Consider the following 19,114-nt stretch of genomic DNA (forward strand, 5'->3'; position numbering starts at 1 on the left):
TCTTATGATGCGGATCGCACGGCGTTCTTGGAAAGGGCTGGCTGACAGGTGATGCGGTTTTGAAGTTCGCAGGTCGTCGCCAATCCTGACGGGGTGGCGGAGGCGATTTTGAAGGTGGTTGCGCTTCGCTGTAGGCCGACCCACCCCCCACCCCTCCCTTTCAGGGAGGGGAGGAGTAAGTAGCGCCACCTTCTCCCCTCCGAGGGAGGGGCTGGGGGTGGGTCGGCCCGTAATCGGTCGTAACACCCGCCATTCGCCAACTTACCCTTCAGTCCCCTCCCTATCAGGGGGGAGGGCAGACCATCAGATCGTCTTGCTGATCCCGAACAGGAACCCGCGGCGCGCGCCGAATTGCGGCGCCCCGACCCCGACCCCGGACCCGTCGCGGATCTGATAGACATGGTCGCCGACGTTGATGATGTCCGCGCGGATCTCGATCCCCGGCCCGGCGAAATTGTGGCTCGCGGTCAGGTTGAACACCGCATAGGCGGGAAGCTTGCCGCCGTTCGGAACGTCGCCGTCGCGGCGCAGCCCCGAGCCGTAGATCATCGACCCGCCAAAGCGCGAATCGCGCAGGAAGCCCTGCTCGACCCGGTAGGACGCGCCCGCCGATCCGGTCCACGTCTGGTCATGATCGAGATAGATCGAGTTGGTCGTGATATACGCCAGGTCGGCCGGGTCGATGTTGAACTGCGACGAGACGATATTGCGGCCCTGCGCCTTGGCATAAGCGATGTTGCCGTACAGCGAGAGACCGTGCGCTGAGTAGCTGACGTTCCCCTCGACGCCCTTGATCGTGCCCCGCGCGTAGTTGAACGGCGTCAGGATGATCGGCGCGCCGAACTGCCCCTCGTCGAGCAGATTGTGCGATTTGCGATAGTATGCGTCGAGACCGACCGTGACGGCGGGGGTCAGCTTCCACTGGCCGCCGACGTCAAAATAGTCCTGCTTCTCGGCATAAGGCGTCGTCGCGAGCGGCGGATTGACGCCATCGTCGCCGGGCGCCTGCGCGCTCGTGCCGCGGTACAGCAGAACGCTGGTGGTCGCGACGTTGGTGAACGGCGGCGGCGAGAAATAGCGCGAATAGCCGGCGTGGAGCGCCAGCCCCGCGAGCGGGGTCAACACCGCGTTGACGCGCGGCGAGAAGGCGCTTTCGGACCGATAGCCGTTATAGGCATCGAACCGGCCGCCGAAGTTGACGACCAGCGGATCGGCGATCTTCCATTCGTCCTGCAGATACGCGCTGTAGGTCATCTCGGTCGCGGCGCCGTTGTCGATCACCGTGTCGGGCTCACCAAGCTGCGCGCCGGTCGGATCGAGCCGGAACAGCGCCGTCGACGTGCGGCTGTTGCTGCGATCGCGCGAGATGATGACGCCGCCGCGCAGCGTATGCGCCGGACTCAGCCGATACGCGCCCTCGACTTGCCCGCCGAAGGTGAAATCGCGCTTGAACGCGCGCTGCGCCAAGCCGTTGAACAACAGCTCGCCGACCACGTCGGGCGTGTAGCGCAGCGCCGAGTACCGCGCGAACAGCGACGCCTGCAGCGTCAGCGGACCCGCATCGTGCAACAGGCTGGCGAGCGCGAACGCGGTCTGCTCGTGCTGGCGCTCGTCGAGGTCGTCGCTCAGGAAATCGCTGACGCCGCCGACGCTGTAGCCCTTGTCGGGGCGCAGCCCGCGCGGGTTGGGAATCTGGTAGCTCTGGTCGGCATAGCCGCCGATCAGCGAGACGCGGTTGTTCGCATCCAGCGTGTGATCGAGATAGACGAAGCCCTGATATTGATCGGTCTTGTCGTGGAGCGGGGTCCGCCCCGAATCGACCGGGTCGATCCCGTTGTTGCTGTGCTTGTAGCTGCCGGTGACGAAGTAATTCGTCTGCCCGGTCGATCCGCCATATTCGATGCTCGGCTGGATCGTGTCGTTGGTCCCGCCATAGATTTGCGCGACGCCGCTATTGTCGAAATGGTTCTTGGTCGTGATGTCGATGATGCCGGCGGTGCGCAGGCCGTATTGCGCGGGCAGCGCGCCGGTGCGCAGGTCGAACCGCTCGACGATGCGCGGGGAAAGCGTCTGGCCAAACACCGAGACGCCTTCGGGCAGGATCGTGCCGTTGATGCGATATTGCAGGTTGTTGTGGTCGTCGCGGACGTGGAACTGGCCGCCGCCATCCTGCACGACGCCGGGCAATTGCAGCAGGATCTGGTTGAGCGGCAAATTGTCGCCGCCGGGCAGCGCCTTGATCTGCGCGCTGGTGATCGAATAGGTCGTCGCGCCCAGGCTCGGCTGGATCGACGCGCGCGCCGCATCGAGGCGCCCGGTCACGATGATGTCGGGACCCGCGGACTTGGTCGCGCCGGTTTGCCCGGAAACGTCGCCGGCAGACTCGGCGGTCGCCGGCGTCACCGTGGGGGCGGGCTCGGCGGCGAAGGCGGCAACGGGAAAAACCAGGGACGCAGCGACGCTGCTCAACAGGAGATTTCGGAGCATTGGGGAGACGGCCTTTTCTAAGCACTTGGTCCTGTGCAGTGGCGACCCGTACATGTGATGAGATAAAGTATCAAGACCAGCACATCGTCTCCCGGAACGATTTGGTCCTGACCCTTTGTCACGGGCCTTCCGGGATGCTGCCGCCAGTATCCTTGCCCCGTGATGAACGGACCCCGTGATGACCGGATGTTACGGTGCGTGGATCAGCGCGTCCCGCGCCACGTCACGATCGCGGCAAGCGCAACCGACGCCGCGATCGCGACGATGGTCTCGCTGATCGAGTGGCTGTTCCACGCCCACAGCTCCAGCCCGGCATAGCCCGGCATGTTCGCCCGGCGACCGCCGCCGAACTGTTCGATCCACTGATATTCGCGCTGGGTGATCTCGCGCATCACGCACACCGCGCTGCCTGCGAAACAGCCAATCCACACCGACGCGCGCGACGGTGCCCCGAGCGCACGGCCGATCCCCCAACACGCGAGCTGGATGCCGATCGCGACGGGAACATGCGCAAACATGCCGGGTCAACGCCTGCCGGGATCGCGCTGTTGCTTCAGGACCGGGGCTCGAGCCCGGCCTGCTTGACCAGCGCATCGATCCCGACGAGCTGCTCGAGCAACGCCTCGAGCTTGTCCAAAGGCCAGCTATTGGGGCCATCGGACAGCGCCTGGTCGGGATCGGGATGCGATTCGACGAACAGCCCCGAAATCCCCGCCGCCACCGCCGCGCGTGCCAGCACCGGTACGAATTCGCGCTGGCCGCCGGACCGATCGCCCTGCCCGCCCGGCAATTGCACCGAATGCGTCGCGTCGAACACCACCGGGCACCCGGTATCGCGCATGATCGCAAGGCTGCGCATGTCGGAGACGAGATTGTTGTAGCCGAAGCTCGCGCCGCGTTCGCACATCATGAAATTGTCGGTCGGCACACCGGCCGCCGCCGCCGCCGCGCGCGCCTTGTCCGCAACGTGCCGCATGTCGCCGGGGGCGAGGAACTGCCCCTTCTTGATGTTGACCGGCTTGCCGCACGCCGCGACCGCCGCGATGAAATCGGTCTGCCGCGCGAGGAACGCGGGGGTCTGCAACACGTCGACCACGTCCGCGACCATCTTGACCTGATCTTCGCTATGGACGTCGGTCAGGATCGGCAGGCCGGTTTCGGCGCGGACCTTCTCCAGGATGCGGAGACCTTCCTCGATCCCGGGGCCGCGGAACGACGCGCCCGAACTGCGGTTCGCCTTGTCGAACGAGCTTTTGTAGATCAGCAGGACCCCCAGCCGGTCCGCGATCGCGCGAAGCTGCGTTGCGGTAGAGAGCGCAAACGATTCGCTTTCGATGACGCACGGGCCGACGATGAAGAAGAGCGGCTCGGTCGGACCGATTTCCCGTCCACACAGACGCATTACGCTTTTTCCCTTGCCATGTGGGGAGCCTATCTCTCTACCACGGCACCTTGCCGCAGTGCGGCGATCTGTGCCGTCGTTTGGCTGGAAGTCAACGCGATAACACTTTAGTTGTAGGCCGACTCTTACCGTGTCGCCTGGAACTGCGAGGAACATATGCACGCAACCGCCGCTAAGGTCTTGGACGATTCGGGGCTGTTGTCCGCGCTTCGCACGACGCGGATCGAGATGGATGCGCTCCAATCGCTTTCCGAAGCGCTGCGGGTGGCCCCCCTCCGCGACAGTTTCCTGGAAGCCGTCGCAGCGCTTACCAGGCTTTCCGGTCGCCTGATCGTTACCGGCGTCGGCAAGAGCGGGCTGGTCGGTCGCAAGATCGCCGCGACGATGGCGTCCACCGGGACCCCGGCACTGTTCCTGCATTCCAGCGAGGCGAGCCACGGCGACCTCGGGATGATCAGCGTCGGTGACGTCGTGATGGCGCTGAGCTGGTCGGGCGAAACCGCCGAACTCGGCGCGATCATCACCTACTGCCGTCGATTCGGCGTCAAGCTGATCGTCGCGACCGCACACCCGGAGAGCACCGCCGGGCGCGCCGCCGATATCTGCCTCGCGCTCCCGAAAGTGCGCGAGGCGTGCCCGAACGAACTCGCGCCGACCTCGTCGACCGTCGTCCAGTCGGTGCTGGGCGATGCGCTCGCGGTCGCGCTGACCGAGCAGCGCGGCTTCTCGCGGTCGGACTTTTTCGTGTTCCACCCGGGCGGGCGGCTCGGCGCGCAACTGACCACCGTCGCGCAATTGATGGCCGAAACCAGCGAGGTCCCCATGGTCCGCCTGACCGCGACGCTGCTGGACGCGACGATGGAAATGAGCCGCAAGCGCTACGGCTGCACCGCGGTGGTCGACAATCACGACCATCTGGTCGGCGTCTTCACCGACGGCGATCTTCGACGGTCTTTCGCGAGCGAGCGGCTCGGCGACAATATCGGCGAACACATGACGCCGACGCCGATCACCGTCACCCCCGATACGCTGACGTCGGATGCCCTGCGAATCCTCAACGACAATGCCGTTTCGGTGCTGTTCGTCTGTGAGGATTCGCGGCTGGTCGGCGTGATTCACCTCCACGACATCCTGCGGGCAGGCGTTGTCTGAGCCCCCCGCCGACCTGGCTGCCGACCTGATCGTCGTTCCGGCCCGGTTCGGGTCGAGCCGCCTTCCGGGCAAACCCTTGATCGACATCGCCGGGCGCACGCTGTTGTCGCGCGTCGTCGCGATCGCGCGGGAAGGCGCGGCGCGCGCGGGGAACGTCGACGTCGTCGTCGCGACCGACGATTCGCGGATCCTCGACCACGCGCAAAGCCTCGGCTGCGCGGCAGTGATGACCGATCCGGCGATTTCCTCGGGCTCGGGCCGGGCCTGGGCGGTCGCGCGCGACCGCGTCGTCGCCCCGCCGATCATCGTCAACCTCCAGGGGGACGCACCATTCGTCCAGCCTGCGCTGATCGAGGCGCTGATCGCGGCCCTGCGCGGATCGTCCTGTTCGGTCGCCACCCCGGTGGTCCAGCTTCCCTGGCCAGCGCTCGATGCGATGCGCCAGCACAAGGCAGCGTCGCCGTTCAGCGGCACCACCTGCGCGCGTGGCGCCGACGGACGCGCCTTGTGGTTCTCGAAGGCGGTCATCCCCGCGATCCGCGACGAACAGCGATTGCGCGACACCGCCCCGCTGTCACCGGTGTTCCGCCACATCGGGCTGTACGCCTATCGATTCGACGCGCTGCGTCGGTTCGAGGCGACGCCGCCGACGCAATACGAGCAAATCGAAGGGCTCGAGCAACTCCGCTTCCTCGAGACGGGCGAGGCGATCCTGACCGTGGCGGCGGAGGCGATGCCGCACACCATGTCGGGGATCGACACGCCCGCCGACCTCGCGATGGCCGAGCGGTTGATCGCGGACCACGGCGAGCCGCAACTTTCATGGGTCTGAGCGTCTTCATCGTCCGGCATGGCAACACCTTTGCAGCCGGAGAACCCGCGCGCCGGATCGGTGCGGCGACCGATCTTGCGCTCGTGGACAGCGGCGTCGTGCAGGCCGAAGCGCTGGGTCTTGCGTTCGCGCGGGGAGGAATCGGGTTTGATCGCGCGCTGGCCGCGCCGCTGCTGCGGACACGATCGACGATCGGCGGAATCCTGGCGCAACAGCCCGCTGCGCTGCTGGTGGAGCCGGCGGACTGGCTGACCGAAATCGACCACGGGCCGGACGAAGCCAGGCTCGAGTCCGAGGTGATCGACCGGATCGGCGAACCTGCACTGGCGCGCTGGGACCATGCGGCGGAGGCGCCCGACGGCTGGATCGTCGATGCGGAACGCCGGATCGCGGGATGGCGAGACCTGTTCGCCACCGCTGAGGGCCATGTTCTGATCGTGACGAGCAATGGCGCGGCGCGGTTCGCGCTGCTGGCTGATCCGGCGCTTCAGCACCAGGCGGCTTCGCTGCCGTCGCTCAAGCTGCGGACCGGCGCGTACGGCGTGATCGAACGCGACACGGACGGCCTTCGGCTGGCCGCTTGGGACGTGCGTCCATGACCACTCCCGCATTGCCCCCATTGCTGCGGGCGCCGCCCTTCCCCGGCGATACCGTGACGGTCACGCAGGAGGGCACGGCGCCGTCCCCGGACCTCGACGCCGATACGACCGACCGCCTGTTCGCGGAGATCCGCGCCGCGCGGGTCGGCGGATGTTTCTGGGGTACGCCAGCGCCGGCCCCGATCGCGGTCGTCCTGCGGACCCGCGAACCGCGCGAAGACGCAGCGGCCCGGGCGCTGCTCCCCGCCGCCGACCGCGCGACCGCGCAACGGGTCGCGCCGACCGCGCGTCGCGGCACGGTGCCGATCGATCCCTGGTCGCTCTTGACTGGCATGACCGCACTGGTCGCGCATGGCGACGACGACTGGGTCGCGCTGGCTGCCGTTGCCGGCGTGCGGGTGCATCTCCTGTCGGCGGGACGATTCGGCGCGCCTGGCGACGATGCCGACACGCTGCGCCGGACCGTCGCCCGGCATTTGGTGCAGACCCGCTACCGCGATCCGTTCACGGGCGAGCCGAGCGATCTGACCGCGACCGTCGCGACGCTTCGCGATTGGCGGCTGACGTTCGCGGGGAACCGAAATATCGTCGCAGGATGCGGTTTTTCGTGGTGGAAACGGCATGAAATTGCGCGATTCCTGTACACACCTGAACACGATCTGCGCTTTTTCCGGTCCGAACGGCGAGCACTTGCCTATGCTGCGCGCGTCGGCGGGGCAGTTGCGATATGGCCCTCGCGGGTGTCCGCCGCAATGGTGGCGCAGGCCGCGGCGGATGCGATTCCGCTCGTCCGGGTCGAGGACGGGTTCGTCCGCTCGGTCGGGCTCGGCAGTAATCTCGTTCCACCCTCGTCGGTTGCGGTCGACTGGCGCGGGATTCACTACGACCCGAGCCGCGCGAGCGATCTCGAAACCCTGCTCGCCACCGCCGACTTCCCCCCCGAGATGCTCGCCCGCGCAGCGCGCTTACGCGACACGATCCTGGCGGCGGGCATCAGCAAATATGGCAGCGATACAGTGCATTGCTTCCCGTCCCGCCAACCCGGACGCCGCTTGGTCCTCGTCCCCGGCCAGGTCGAGGACGACATGTCGGTGCGGCTCGGCGGGGATGGCCTCGCCAGCAACCTCGAATTGCTCCGCCGCACGCGCGAGCGCGAGCCCGACGCCGAAATCTGGTTCCGCCCGCATCCCGACGTCACCGCCGGCCACCGCGTCGGCGCGGTCTCGGAAGCAGATGCGCTGCGTTATGCCGACCGCGTCGTCGTGGGCGGGGGGATGGCACCGCTGCTCGATCTCGTCGACGGCGTCCATGTGCTCACCTCGCTGACCGGGTTCGAGGCGTTGCTGCGCGGTCGCGACGTCACCTGCCACGGAACGCCCTTCTACGCCGGCTGGGGTGTCACCCGCGACCTCGGCCATGTCCCCGATCGCCGGGGGCGACCGCTGAGCGTGCTCGACCTGATCGCTGCGGTGCTGATCGCCTATCCACGCTACCTCGATCCGGCGACGAGCTTGCCCTGTTCGCCTGAAGTCCTGATCGGGCGGATGGGACAAGGCGCCACGCACAACCGGCTCGGCTGGGTCAGCCGGTTGCGCCAGGCGCAAGGTCGCCTGATGGGAGCCAAGACGTCGTGACGAATCGCGTGATTCTCGATCTCTCGCGCCTGATCTCTCGCGCACGTCACCACACCCCCTCGGGGGTGGATCGTGTGGAGATGGCTTATGCGCAAGGCTTGTCCGCATCGCTCGGAGACCGGCTCGATTTCGCCGCGGTGCATCCGCTCGCCGGCTACGGGCGGCTGTCGACGCAGACCGCGCTGCGCTATCTCGACTTGCTTGAACGGCGATGGGATTCGGAAGGCGGCGGGGTCGAGCAGCGCTCGCTGCGCGAGACCGTGCCGCTGCTGATGACGCTGCTGCCCAAGCCGGGGCGCCCGACGCCCGGCAGCGTTTATGTCCAAGCCTCGCCGCACCACCTCACGCGCCCCGCGCTGGTCCAGCGGATCCTCGCGCGCGAACAGGCGCGGTTCCTGTGCCTGGTGCATGATCTTATTCCGATCGAATATCCCGAATATGCGCGCCCTGACGGCGCACGCCTGCATCAGCGCCGGATCGAGACGATCGCCGCGCATGCCGATGGCGTGATCGTCAATTCGGCTGCGACCGGTGTCTCGATGCGCCCCTGGATCGAGCGGAGCGGACGCGATGTCGCGATCCACGTCGCGTTGCTTGGCACCCAGATCATGCCGACGCCGACCACGCCGTTACCGGTCCCGGAGGTTCCCTATTTCCTGTGCGTCGGCACGATCGAGCCGCGCAAGAACCATCTCCTGCTGCTCAACCTGTGGCGGACCTTCGCCGAGACGTTGCCGCAGGCGGCGATCCCACGGCTCGTCATCGTCGGTCGGCGGGGATGGGAAAACGAGCAGGTCATCGACATGCTCGAACGCTGTCCGGCGCTGCGTGGCCATGTCGAGGAGCGCAACGGCTGTTCGGACCAACACCTCGATGCGCTGCTGCGCGGCGCGCGTGCGCTGGTGCTGCCGTCCTTTGCGGAAGGGTATGGCATGCCGGTCGCGGAAGCGCTCGCCGTGGGAACGCCGGTCATTTGCAGCGACTTGCCGGCATTGCGCGAAGCCGGCGATACCGTGCCCGACTTTCTCGATCCGCTTGATGGTCCGGCGTGGCGCGCCACGATCCTAGATCATTTCCACTGCGGACCGATGCGCGCTGCGCAAATGGAACGCCTACCCACGTATCGTGCGCCGAATTGGGAGCAGCATATCGCGATCGTCAACGCCGCGATCGACGGTCTGCAGCGCTGATCCGACGGCCGTGGACCGGGACCGCCGGTCCCGGTCGGCTAGGCGCGCGTCTTCTTTTGGATATATGTCCCGAACATGCGGTCCCACACGATCGCGGTGATCGCGAAATTGCCTTCTTCCTTGGCATGATGATGCCGGATGTGATGCTTGCGCAAGGCGCCCAGGATCTTCCCGCGCATCGGCAGCTGATGGCACGCATAGTGCGTCACGTCATAGACCACATAGCCGATCCCGAAGCCCAGAAAGAGCACCGACCCCGGTTTGCCGATCAGTTCGACGAACAGCAGCCAGACCGCGCATGAAATCACCACGCTGACGAGCGGCGGCATGATGTTGCGATAGGGATCCCCGGGCATGGAATGATGATTGCCATGCGCGATGAAGATCAGCTTCTGTCCCCATTCCGACTTGAACTTCAGGTGAAATATGAAGCGGTGCATGACATATTCGAACAGCGTCCAGATCAGCACGCCCGCCGCGACGAGCGCGAGCGACACACCCACGCTCGCCACGCCCCAGCTCGCGTAGACCGCGACGCCGAGGAAGATTGTCCATGTCACCGCGAACGCCGCCGGCGAGATCACGGTGAAACGCTCCAGGAAATCGTTCTTGAAAAGCCGAATGCGGGGAACATCGGACCTGTAATTCATCATCGGCAGGCCTCGCAAAGTCCCAGTCCAGTACGCACATTTGGAGAGAGCTATGGTCAGACCGAGCCCCCTTCTGTCAACCCGCAAAGCGGCAAGGTGCTGCAATGCATCGATCAAGACAGGAAGTGTGTTCCTTGTGTCACGCATGGCGATAGAAGCCAGGAATGAACAAATCGTCACTGGATCGCATCCTCATTAGCGGCGCGTCGGGCGGCCTCGGGGCGACACTGGCGCAATACTATGCCGCACCTGGGCGGACGCTCCTTCTGTGGGGGCGGGATCGTCCACGGCTGGAAACCGTCGCGACGCTGTGTCGGGCCGCTGGTGCCGAAGTCCGCTTGCGGCAGCTCGACCTGACGGACAGTCTCGCTGCAATCGCCGCGGCCGAGGACGAGGACGATATCGGCGCGATCACCCTCGCCCTCCTGGTCGCGGGAGCAGGCGACGTCCGCGCAGCCGGCGACAGGGTGGAGGACGCGGCGCAAGTCGCGCGTCTGGGCCTCGTCAATTACGTAGCACCCGCTGCGATGGCGGCGGCGCTGGCGCGGCGCATGACGCTGCGAGGGAAAGGAGGAATCGTACTGGTCGGATCCGCCGCGGCGTTCCATGCCCTGCCGTTTGCCGCGGGCTATGCCGGGTCGAAGGCCGGGCTGCTCCGCTTTGGCGACGCCTTGCGATTGAGCGTCCGCAAGCACGGCGTCCGCGTCACCGTCGTGTCCCCCGGGTTCATCAACACTGCCGCAGGACGTGGCAACGCGGGCCCGCGCCCGTTTCAGATCGAACCGGCCGATGCCGCAGCACGAATCGCCGCGGCGGCGGAGCGCGGCGCCGGTCACGCGATCTTTCCATGGCCGTTTCGGGTGCTGCGCACGGTCGACCGGGTGTTGCCGACCGCTTGGCGAGACCGGCTGCTGCAGGCACTCACCCCGCGCGAGGACTGACCGCCTGGGGCGTTGCGACGCAGTGCAGGATTCGGTGATGCAATTCCGCCGGGGTGAGATCGACCGGATCCCCGCCCCCCGAAACGAAAGATCCATCTTCGCGGAAGCGCAGCATGACATACGGCGTATGCCGCGCGCCGCCGGGTGCCGTAACGCCTGGAATGCTGGGTCGGTGATCCCCGAAGAACGCGAGCAGACCGGACCGCCCGGCTTGGGCGAGATATGCCGTCAGGTCGCGCAGCATCGCATCGCTGCTGCGGGCGTGGCGGAGATACGCATCACGCCGGCCGGCCGCGTCGCGCGCGGTGTCGCTGTCCCACGGGCCGTGGTTTTCCATCGTGACGGTGTAGATCATCGTCGGCCCGGTCGCCGCCTCGAGCATTGCGATCACCGATGATCCGAGCGTGCGATCGTCGACATAACGCCCCGCGCCTTCGTCGCGCGCTGCGATACCCTCTTCGCCGATCATGGCGGCGAAGCCAACCTGCGGCATCAACCGGTCGCGGCTGTAGAAGCGCAAATCGTGCGGATGGACGAACACACTCCGATAGCCCGCGCCACGCAGCCGCGCCGACAAGGCGTAAGACGCTTCGCCTGACGCGGTCAGGAAGGGGTCGTACCGTCGGAAACCGAGCGCTTCCTCGCTGCGACCGAACAGCACGCCATATTCGGTCCGCATCGTATAGGCACCGAAACCGCTGACATCGAGCGTCCCCCATTGCCACGCCGCCGCCCGTGCCGCGTCCAACCCGGGAAGCGAATCGCGCGGATCGTGCGTGATGTCGAGCGGGTCACAGAAGGATTCGCACTGCACGATCACGACCAGCTCGGGCATAGCGGCGCCATCGCGTCGACGTTCGCCCTCGCACGGTTGCGGATCCGGCGACTCACGCCAGCGCCACCAGTAGAGCAGCAGTGTGGCGACCATGCCCAATCGCCTGAAATCGCCTTCGAGATCGGGGATCTGCGCAAGGCGATCGAGCGCGCGGCTGCGCAATACGCCGGCAAGCGCCAGTCCGCTGCCCAGCACAAGCGCGGCTCCGGCCAGATGCGGCTGCACCGCCAAGGAGGATAGCAGGACCATCGCGATCACCGCCGCCCCAGCGCCGATCGCGAGCATCCACCGCTGCGTCGGCGAAAGCGCCGAGAAATAGAAGCGCGGGTGCCGCACGACACCCCCCAGCAGCGCAAGATCCGAAAACACCAGCGGCTCACCCAGCATTTGGCGTTTCGCATTCGACGCGACCATGAACAGCCCGGCAAGCGCGGCCCCGACCAGCGCGGCAATCACCGCGTTTCCGGTGGCCGCCAAGATCAACCCAAATACGCTCGTCATGACGAGCCCATGAAGCGCTACGCCACGCCAGTCCCGCAACGCGCCAGCGCGTGGCCGTGCGGCTGAGTCGAACAGCACCGAAAAGACCAGCATTGTCAGGAAAGGGATCACACCGTTCGCCACAGAATGGGTTGCGTCCCCGCCGCGACAAAGCGCCACGGTCGGTCCGGCGTCAGAGAAACGCGCCCGCCTATACCCAGCGAACACAACACTGTCACGACCTTGGAGACGCCGCGCCGCACCTTGGAAAATGCCGTGGCCAGTTCTATGGAGAGACCAAGCCACTGTGACCCAAGCGTCGCAGTATTGAAAACAAGAGGAATTACGGATGCCGGACATGCTTTCCGATGAATCCGTCACACAGCCGCGCACGGCAAAAGCAGCGATCGTACAGCCGCTCGCGGAGCGCAACATCCTGTTGCTGCAAGGCCTCATGGGTCCGCTGTTCCGACGGTTGGGGCAGGTGCTGCGGCGCGATGGGTACGGGGTTCACAAGGTCAACTTCAACGGCGGTGACCGTCTGTTCTGGCGCCTTCCCAACGGGATCGACTATCGCGGGCGGTTCGAGGACTGGCCCGCGGAACTCAGCCGGATCATCGCGGACCGCAAGATCACCGACGTATTGCTGTTCGGTGATTGCCGTCCGATCCACATGGCGGCGATCGCGGTTTGTCGCGACCTGCACGTCCCGGTCCACGTGTTCGAGGAAGGCTATATCCGGCCCGACTGGGTCACGCTTGAACTCGGCGGGGTCAACGGCCACTCCACGCTGCCGCGCGACCCGTCCTGGTATCGCGCGCAGGCAGCGTTGCTGCCGCCCGTTCCCCAGCACGCGCCCGTCCCCTCGTCTTTCCGCCGCCGTGCGACCGAGGCGTTGATCTACAATACCGCGGACGTGCTGAGCCGATCGCACTATCCCCATTGGGAAAACCATCGCCCGTGGCATCCTCTGGTTGAGGGCATGGGGTGGGTCCGACGCCTGACACGGCGCAAGGCGGCAGCGCAACGTGCGCAAAGCGTCCAGGCGGCGTTGGCACACCGCAACGCACCGTACGTCCTGTTCCCGTTGCAGCTCGATTCGGATGCGCAGATCCGGCTGCATTCGTCGTTTGCAGGAATCGCGGATGCGCTGCGCATGGTGATCACGTCGTTCGCCAGCCATGCGCCGCCCGAATTGCGACTCGTGATCAAGGAACATCCGCTCGACAACGGCGTGCGCGACTGGCGGCTCGAAACGAAGACGCTCGCAGCATTGCACGGCGTAACCGACCGGATCGACTATCTCGAGGGCGGCGACATCGTCCCGATTTCGTTAAAATCGCAGGGCATGGTGACGATCAACAGCACCAGCGGAACACTCGCGCTGGCCCAGGGAATTCCGGTGATCGCGCTCGGGCAGGCCGTTTACGATATCGAGGACATCACGTTTCAGGGGCGCCTCAACGATTTTTGGGCGACTCCGGGGAAACCCGACACTGCAACGTTCGACGCGTTTCGGCGCGTGCTGATCGAGCGTTGTCTCGTCCCGGGCGGTTTCTTCTCGGAAGAGGCACTCGAGAAACTGACAAGCGGAATCATTGCGAAGATCGAGGCTGCGAGCCCGTTGCTTCCGCCGTCCGCCGTATCGTCGCAGCATCAGCGTTCAGCGACGGCGGTGCTATCGACCTGAAACCGGTGCGCCATGCCGCAGCGCACGCAAGCATCACGTGGTGGGCTCGCCGGGATTCGAACCCGGGACCTACAGATTAAAAGTCCGTTGCTCTACCGACTGAGCTACGAGCCCACACACGCCGATGCGCGTTAGGAGCGGATGCGCGTCCGGTCAACCATGTCCAAGCGCATCGCAAGTTGCCGGATCGTCCGTCCGGTCTGCGGATCGCGCCATCGCGGGGCGATTTGCACGAGCGGATGCAGCACGAAATTCCGCGTTCGGAAGGCGATGTGCGGGATGCAGAGCGTGGCGTCCCGCCATGCGCCCCCCGACCACAGCACAATATCGAGATCGATTACCCGCGCCGACCAACGTTGTCCCCGGCGGCGTCCGAAATCGCGCTCGATCCGCTTGAGCCGGGCCAACATCATCGGCGGTGTCTCGGAACTGTGAAGCAGGACAGCGGCATTGGTGAAACGCCGCAGGGACGGCCCGACCGGCGCAGTCTCGATCAAGCGAGACACCGCCAGCACATTGGGCAAGGCAGCGATCGCTGCCCGGACTTCGGCTCGTGGATGGCCATGACGTCCGCGTCGGTTCGATCCGATCGCGATGGCATAAAGCGGGTAGGTGGTTGAGATCGACACCCAAACATGCCTATCGCCTTTTGATGAACTTCGCACCCAGCCCGCTCGCGGACTCCGAACCGCCACACGATTGCCCCCTTTGCCCGCGCCTCGTCGCGTTCCGGGAGGAATTGCGCGAGGAATTCCCGACGTGGTGGAATGCCCCCGTCAACGCGTTCGGCGACCCGGGGGCGTGGCTCGGCATCATCGGACTGGCTCCCGGCAAGCATGGCGCGAACCGCACCGGTCGCCCCTTCACGGGCGATTTTGCGGGGGTTTTGCTGTACGACACGCTCACCAAATACGGGTTTGCGACGGGCACCTTCGAAGCCAAGCCAGACGATACGCTCCAATTGCAGGATGCGATGATCATCAACGCCGTCAAATGCCTGCCGCCGCAGAACAAGCCCACCCCCGAAGAGATCCGCACGTGCCGCCCATTCCTTGAAGGACAGATCGCCGCTCTGCCACGGGCGCGCGTGTTCGTCGCGCTGGGCCAGATCGCACATCAGTCCGCGGTCAAGGCACTGGGCGGGCGGTTACCCAAGTGCAAGTTCGGCCATCTCGCCGAACATCGCATGCCCGATGGCCGGATCCTGATCGATAGCTACCATTGTTCGCGCTACAACCAGAATACCGGGAGGCTTACCACCGAGATGTTCGAGGCCGTGTTCGCACGCGCAGCACAACTTCGGGACAGTTCCGCTGCCTAACACTTGCCGCGCTGAACTTATGGATGAGAGATATTTAACGAGTCCGGGGTTATACCCGAATCGGTTGTTGCGGAGTAGGGCTGCAGCCGAGAAGCGTAGCGTACCGATGCGCGAGGACGATCGAGACAGTCTGGCGGTAGTCCCGCCACCCCCCAGTCCGATCGCCCTCGCGGGTCATCCCTGACCCGATCAGATATCCTGCACCAGCCGGCCATATAGGTCGGGCCGACGATCGCGGAAAAATCCGAACGCGGCACGGTGGCGCTTGACCCGATCCAGATCGATCGTAGCGGTGATAACGCCTTCGTCCGCCCGCCCCAGTTCCGCCAGAATGTCTCCGCGCTCGTCCGCGATGAAGCTCGTGCCGTAGAAAGTCTGGTCGTGCTCGACGCCGACGCGATTCGCCGCGACGATCGGCACGACGTTCGACACCGCATGGCCGACCATCGCGCGCCGCCAAAGCCGCGCTGTATCCAGCGACGTGTCGTGCGGCTCGCTGCCGATCGCAGTGGGGTAGAACAGTACTTCCGCGCCCATCAGCATCATCGCGCGCGCGGTCTCGGGATACCATTGGTCCCAGCACACGCCGACACCGAGCGTCGTCTTCTCCGGACCGGGCCACACCTTGAAGCCGGTGTTGCCGGGGCGGAAATAGAATTTCTCCTCGTAGCCCGGCCCATCCGGGATATGGCTCTTGCGGTAGACGCCCTGAACTTCGCCGTCGGGGCCGATCATCGCGAGGCTGTTGTAATGATGCGGCCCGTCCGCCTCGAAGAAGCTCGTCGGGATCGTCACCTTGAGCGCCTCGGCGAGCGCCTGCATCGCGAGCACCGCCTTGTGCTCGCCCACCGGCTTGGCGTTGGAGAACAGCCCCTCGTCCTCGACCCGGCAAAAATATTCGCCCTCGAACAGTTCGGGCGGCAGAATCACTTGCGCGCCACGGCTCGCGGCCTCGCGCACGAGTTCCGAGACATGCTCGATATTCGCGTCCATATCGTTTGAGAAAGCGAGCTGAAGTGCGGCGACGGTGATTTCGGTCATGCGCCGCCATATCGTGGTTCGTGGCGCAGATTCAAACGGGATATCGCGAATGGAACGAGTGTTCGAGACGATTGCCCAACGGGTGGCCAATTGGGCGGGACGCCCGATCGCGTTTATTTCCGCGTTCACGGTGGTGCTGCTCTGGGGACTGACCGGGCCAGTGTTCCACTATTCGGACACATGGCAGCTCGTCATCAACACCTCGACGACGATCGTCACCTTCCTGATGGTGTTCCTGATCCAGAACGCGCAGAACCGCGACGCCTCTGCGATCCAGGCCAAGCTCGACGAGATCATCCGCGCGACGACGGAAGCGCGCAACGAGTTCATCGGGATCGAACATATGACGCAGGACGAGCTCGAACGGATCAAGCGCGTGCTGGAGCGAGAGTGCGGCGACGACACGACGCATCACGAATCGATCGAGCGGCTTTTGGGGCGGCTTTAGCGTTCCGCCGCTTCGTACTCCTGCGCAGGCATTAGCCCAGAGTCACGAACGCGGCGTCCGGTCTGACTGCCCCCCTCAATCCGTTCAGGCTGAACGACGTCGAATCCCCGCTCCGGTCACAAGCCTCACTCGGTTTGGCAAGCGACCCTTCGACTACGCTCAGGGCAAACGGTGTAGGTTCGGTGCCGAAAACGCGCCTACCGCGCCCCCGCACGCAACGTGATCCGCGTCAGCTCCGACGGCACGCCCAGTCGCAGCGCGAAGCCCGGCCACAGCCCCGTGCCGTTATTGACGTACAGCGTCATCCCGTCGACGGCGTAGCGTCCCGAAACGAAACCCGCATTGGCGCGCGCGACTAGCCGGTCGAGCCCGACGATCATCCCGCCGTGCGTATGCCCCGACAGTTGCAACGCCACGCCCCGCGCCGCCGCCGCCCGCGCCAACCGCGGCTGATGGTCGAGCAGGATGATCGGCGCGCCCGCCGGTGCCCCCGCCAGCGCTCTGGCGAGATCGGGACCGGGGTGGCCGGTCGCACGCGCAGACAGGTCAGTGACGCCTGCGAGCACAATCCGCCCCTCGCCGCGCGTCAGCACCGCATGCGCGTTGGGGAGCAGGTGCATCCCCATCCCCGCAAAATGCGCCATCCACCCGTCATACTCGAAGAAATATTCGTGATTGCCGGGGATCGCGTAAATCCCGTCGACGGCGCGAAGCCCGCGCAGCGGTTCGACATCGGCGCGGCGCATTGCAATCGAGCCGTCAATGAAGTCGCCGGTCACGACGATGAGGTCGGGGTGGAGCGCGTTGGTGCGATCGACCACCGCCTGGGTCCAGCGCGCCGGGAACAGGCGGCTGATGTGAAGGTCGGTCAACTGGACCAGCGTATAGCCATCGAACGCCTTGGGCAGCCCGGGGATGACGACGTCGATGTCGCGCACCGGCGGCACCCGCTGCGCCTGCGCCACGCCCAGGCCGGCGAGAAACAGCGCCGACAGCCCCATGCCGTACCGCACCGCCACCGGCACCGCGAAGCCACCCTGCCCGATCAGCAGCGCAGGAAGTCGCGCGAGATCGACGACCAGCTGGAACACCGCCAGCAACAGGATCGCACCATACGCCACGTTGAAGGCGAGCACGACGAAGCGCGGCATCTCGGGCGCAAACGGCGACCCCGAGGAAAGCCGGCTCCACAGCAGAAATTGCGAACCGATCAGCAACGCGCCCGCGAGGATCACCTTCCCTCCCGGGTGCCACGGGAGCGGCAGGATGAAGCGCAACGTGACGAACAGCCATGGCAGGCTGAAGAGCAGGTGGAAGATCAGGTGTTCCTTCTGGCGATTAGAGCCTGCGCATTGAAGATTCGTCGGGGAGCGTCGACGACATCGTCCCAACGGATGGATGCCGAGACCGGAAAGAAGGCGCCCCCCCTACCCCGGGATCTGCTGCGAGATGCAGTGGAAGCTGCCGCCCCCGGTCAGGATCGCATCCGCGCGCAAGCCGACAACCTCGCGCCCCGGGAACAGTGCCTGAAGCGCCGCCACCGCCGCCGCATCGTTCGGCGCACCGTACAGCGGCACCACCACCGCGGCATTGCCGATGTAGAAGTTCATGTAGCTTGCCGGCACGATCTCATCGTCGCGCAGCACCCGTCCGGGCGACGGAATGCGCACGACCGAGATCCCCGGCATTGCAGCCGCCGCCGCTGCCGCCTGTTGATATACCTGCCAGTTGGGGTCGTTCTCCGCCGCCTCCGGGATGGCGAGGATGCCCGGCGCGACGAAGCGCGCCAGATTGTCGACATGGCCGTCGGTATGATCGTGCATAAGTCCGTCGCCCAGCCACAGGATGTGCGCGAACCCGAGGTCGTTGCACAGCCGCTGTTCGATCTGCGTCTTGCTCAGGGCAGGATTGCGGTTGGGGTTGAGCAGGCATTGCTCGGTCGTGACGACGAGGCCGGTGCCGTCTCCGTCGATCGCACCCCCCTCGAGGATCCAGTCGCAGCGCTCGACCGCAAGCTTGCGATCCGTCGCAAGCCGCATGCCGATGTCGCTGTCGCCCGGCAGGTCATACTTACCGCCCCAGCCGTTGAAGCCGAAGTCGCGCGCGCTACCGTCCGACAGCAGGATCGGCGCGGTATCGCGCAGCCAGATGTCGCCGAACGATTCGACCACGATCTCCGCGAAATCGCCCGCCATCGCCTGCGCGGCGGTCGCGGCTTCGTCGTCCGCGGCAACGAGCAGCACGCGCTCGCCCCGCCCCTCGGCATGAACCGCGCGCGCGAATGCGACCACTTCAGTCCGCGCGGGCTCGAGGTCTTCAACCCACAGCTCGGGGTGGCTCGGGAAGCCGATCCACACGGCGGCGTGCGGGGCCCATTCGGCGGGCGGGACTAGGCGTGTCATGCGTGCTCGA

At 65.8% G+C, this 19,114-nt stretch carries 18 protein-coding genes and 1 tRNA gene; 9 read left to right on the forward strand and 10 right to left on the reverse strand.

Annotated elements, in window-relative coordinates; translation table 11 throughout:
* Positions 1 to 303: 303 nt before the first annotated feature.
* From QBJ92_RS06405 to kdsA, 3 genes are all read right to left on the reverse strand, one after another.
* Complete coding sequence (locus QBJ92_RS06405; RefSeq protein ID WP_277968859.1) at positions 304 to 2,487, reverse strand: TonB-dependent receptor; 2,184 nt, start codon at positions 2,485 to 2,487, stop codon at positions 304 to 306.
* A 203-nt stretch (positions 2,488 to 2,690) separates the two neighbouring features.
* Positions 2,691 to 3,005 (reverse strand): hypothetical protein, encoded by a 315-nt coding sequence (locus QBJ92_RS06410; protein ID WP_277968860.1) that lies wholly within the window; start codon positions 3,003 to 3,005, stop codon positions 2,691 to 2,693.
* Positions 3,006 to 3,040: 35 nt separating this feature from the next.
* On the reverse strand, positions 3,041 to 3,889 hold the full coding sequence (gene kdsA, locus QBJ92_RS06415) for a 3-deoxy-8-phosphooctulonate synthase (protein WP_277968861.1): 849 nt from the start codon (positions 3,887 to 3,889) through the stop codon (positions 3,041 to 3,043).
* Positions 3,890 to 4,045: 156 nt separating this feature from the next.
* Here kdsA and QBJ92_RS06420 point away from each other — a divergent pair, with 156 nt between their 5' ends.
* The 5 genes from QBJ92_RS06420 to QBJ92_RS06440 are packed head-to-tail and all read left to right on the forward strand — an operon-like array spanning position 4,046 to position 9,296.
* Positions 4,046 to 5,041, forward strand: coding sequence for a KpsF/GutQ family sugar-phosphate isomerase (locus QBJ92_RS06420; RefSeq protein ID WP_277968862.1), 996 nt, complete (start codon positions 4,046 to 4,048; stop codon positions 5,039 to 5,041).
* Positions 5,034 to 5,873, forward strand: a complete 840-nt coding sequence (locus QBJ92_RS06425; RefSeq protein ID WP_277968863.1) for a 3-deoxy-manno-octulosonate cytidylyltransferase — start codon at positions 5,034 to 5,036, stop codon at positions 5,871 to 5,873. Before QBJ92_RS06420 ends, QBJ92_RS06425 begins: the two co-directional genes overlap by 8 nt.
* On the forward strand, positions 5,864 to 6,472 hold the full coding sequence (locus QBJ92_RS06430; RefSeq protein WP_277968864.1) for a histidine phosphatase family protein: 609 nt from the start codon (positions 5,864 to 5,866) through the stop codon (positions 6,470 to 6,472). Before QBJ92_RS06425 ends, QBJ92_RS06430 begins: the two co-directional genes overlap by 10 nt.
* A complete protein-coding gene (locus QBJ92_RS06435) occupies positions 6,469 to 8,106 on the forward strand; it encodes a beta-3-deoxy-D-manno-oct-2-ulosonic acid transferase (RefSeq protein WP_277968865.1) in 1,638 nt (545 codons plus the stop codon). Before QBJ92_RS06430 ends, QBJ92_RS06435 begins: the two co-directional genes overlap by 4 nt.
* A complete protein-coding gene (locus QBJ92_RS06440) occupies positions 8,103 to 9,296 on the forward strand; it encodes a glycosyltransferase family 4 protein (RefSeq protein WP_277968866.1) in 1,194 nt (397 codons plus the stop codon). Before QBJ92_RS06435 ends, QBJ92_RS06440 begins: the two co-directional genes overlap by 4 nt.
* Positions 9,297 to 9,334: 38 nt before the next feature.
* Here the strand turns inward: QBJ92_RS06440 and QBJ92_RS06445 are convergent, their stop codons facing one another.
* Positions 9,335 to 9,949, reverse strand: coding sequence for a sterol desaturase family protein (locus QBJ92_RS06445; protein WP_277968867.1), 615 nt, complete (start codon positions 9,947 to 9,949; stop codon positions 9,335 to 9,337).
* Between the two features lie 161 nt (positions 9,950 to 10,110).
* Between QBJ92_RS06445 and QBJ92_RS06450 the strand changes: the two genes are divergently transcribed.
* Positions 10,111 to 10,887 (forward strand): SDR family NAD(P)-dependent oxidoreductase, encoded by a 777-nt coding sequence (locus QBJ92_RS06450; RefSeq protein WP_277968868.1) that lies wholly within the window; start codon positions 10,111 to 10,113, stop codon positions 10,885 to 10,887.
* On the opposite strand, the gene QBJ92_RS06455 is transcribed toward QBJ92_RS06450, so the two are convergent.
* A complete protein-coding gene (locus QBJ92_RS06455; protein ID WP_277968869.1) occupies positions 10,868 to 12,334 on the reverse strand; it encodes an LTA synthase family protein in 1,467 nt (488 codons plus the stop codon). The two genes, QBJ92_RS06450 and QBJ92_RS06455, sit on opposite strands and share 20 nt — an antisense overlap.
* A gap of 226 nt (positions 12,335 to 12,560) precedes the next feature.
* On the opposite strand from QBJ92_RS06455, the gene QBJ92_RS06460 reads away from it, so the two are divergent.
* Entirely contained in the window at positions 12,561 to 13,892 is a 1,332-nt protein-coding gene (locus tag QBJ92_RS06460; RefSeq protein WP_277968908.1) for a capsule biosynthesis protein, read from the forward strand.
* Between the two features lie 38 nt (positions 13,893 to 13,930).
* On the opposite strand, the gene QBJ92_RS06465 is transcribed toward QBJ92_RS06460, so the two are convergent.
* Positions 13,931 to 14,006 (reverse strand) — tRNA-Lys (locus QBJ92_RS06465).
* Between the two features lie 17 nt (positions 14,007 to 14,023).
* Positions 14,024 to 14,521: a 2-amino-4-hydroxy-6-hydroxymethyldihydropteridine diphosphokinase gene (gene folK, locus QBJ92_RS06470; RefSeq protein WP_277968870.1), complete on the reverse strand. Its 498-nt coding sequence runs from the start codon at positions 14,519 to 14,521 to the stop codon at positions 14,024 to 14,026.
* Positions 14,522 to 14,544: 23 nt separating this feature from the next.
* Here folK and QBJ92_RS06475 point away from each other — a divergent pair, with 23 nt between their 5' ends.
* Positions 14,545 to 15,213, forward strand: a complete 669-nt coding sequence (locus QBJ92_RS06475; protein ID WP_277968871.1) for a uracil-DNA glycosylase — start codon at positions 14,545 to 14,547, stop codon at positions 15,211 to 15,213.
* Positions 15,214 to 15,402: 189 nt separating this feature from the next.
* Here the strand turns inward: QBJ92_RS06475 and aguB are convergent, their stop codons facing one another.
* Complete coding sequence (aguB, locus tag QBJ92_RS06480; protein WP_277968872.1) at positions 15,403 to 16,254, reverse strand: N-carbamoylputrescine amidase; 852 nt, start codon at positions 16,252 to 16,254, stop codon at positions 15,403 to 15,405.
* A 49-nt stretch (positions 16,255 to 16,303) separates the two neighbouring features.
* On the opposite strand from aguB, the gene QBJ92_RS06485 reads away from it, so the two are divergent.
* Positions 16,304 to 16,702, forward strand: a complete 399-nt coding sequence (locus QBJ92_RS06485; protein WP_277968873.1) for a low affinity iron permease family protein — start codon at positions 16,304 to 16,306, stop codon at positions 16,700 to 16,702.
* Between the two features lie 197 nt (positions 16,703 to 16,899).
* Here the strand turns inward: QBJ92_RS06485 and QBJ92_RS06490 are convergent, their stop codons facing one another.
* Positions 16,900 to 17,937 (reverse strand): metallophosphoesterase, encoded by a 1,038-nt coding sequence (locus QBJ92_RS06490; RefSeq protein ID WP_277968874.1) that lies wholly within the window; start codon positions 17,935 to 17,937, stop codon positions 16,900 to 16,902.
* Between the two features lie 192 nt (positions 17,938 to 18,129).
* Entirely contained in the window at positions 18,130 to 19,104 is a 975-nt protein-coding gene (locus tag QBJ92_RS06495; RefSeq protein ID WP_277968875.1) for an agmatine deiminase family protein, read from the reverse strand.
* Between the last annotated feature and the right edge of the window lie 10 nt (positions 19,105 to 19,114).

Origin of the sequence: Sphingomonas echinoides (genome assembly GCF_029623395.1) — a bacterium.
GTDB lineage: Bacteria > Pseudomonadota > Alphaproteobacteria > Sphingomonadales > Sphingomonadaceae > Sphingomonas > Sphingomonas echinoides_A.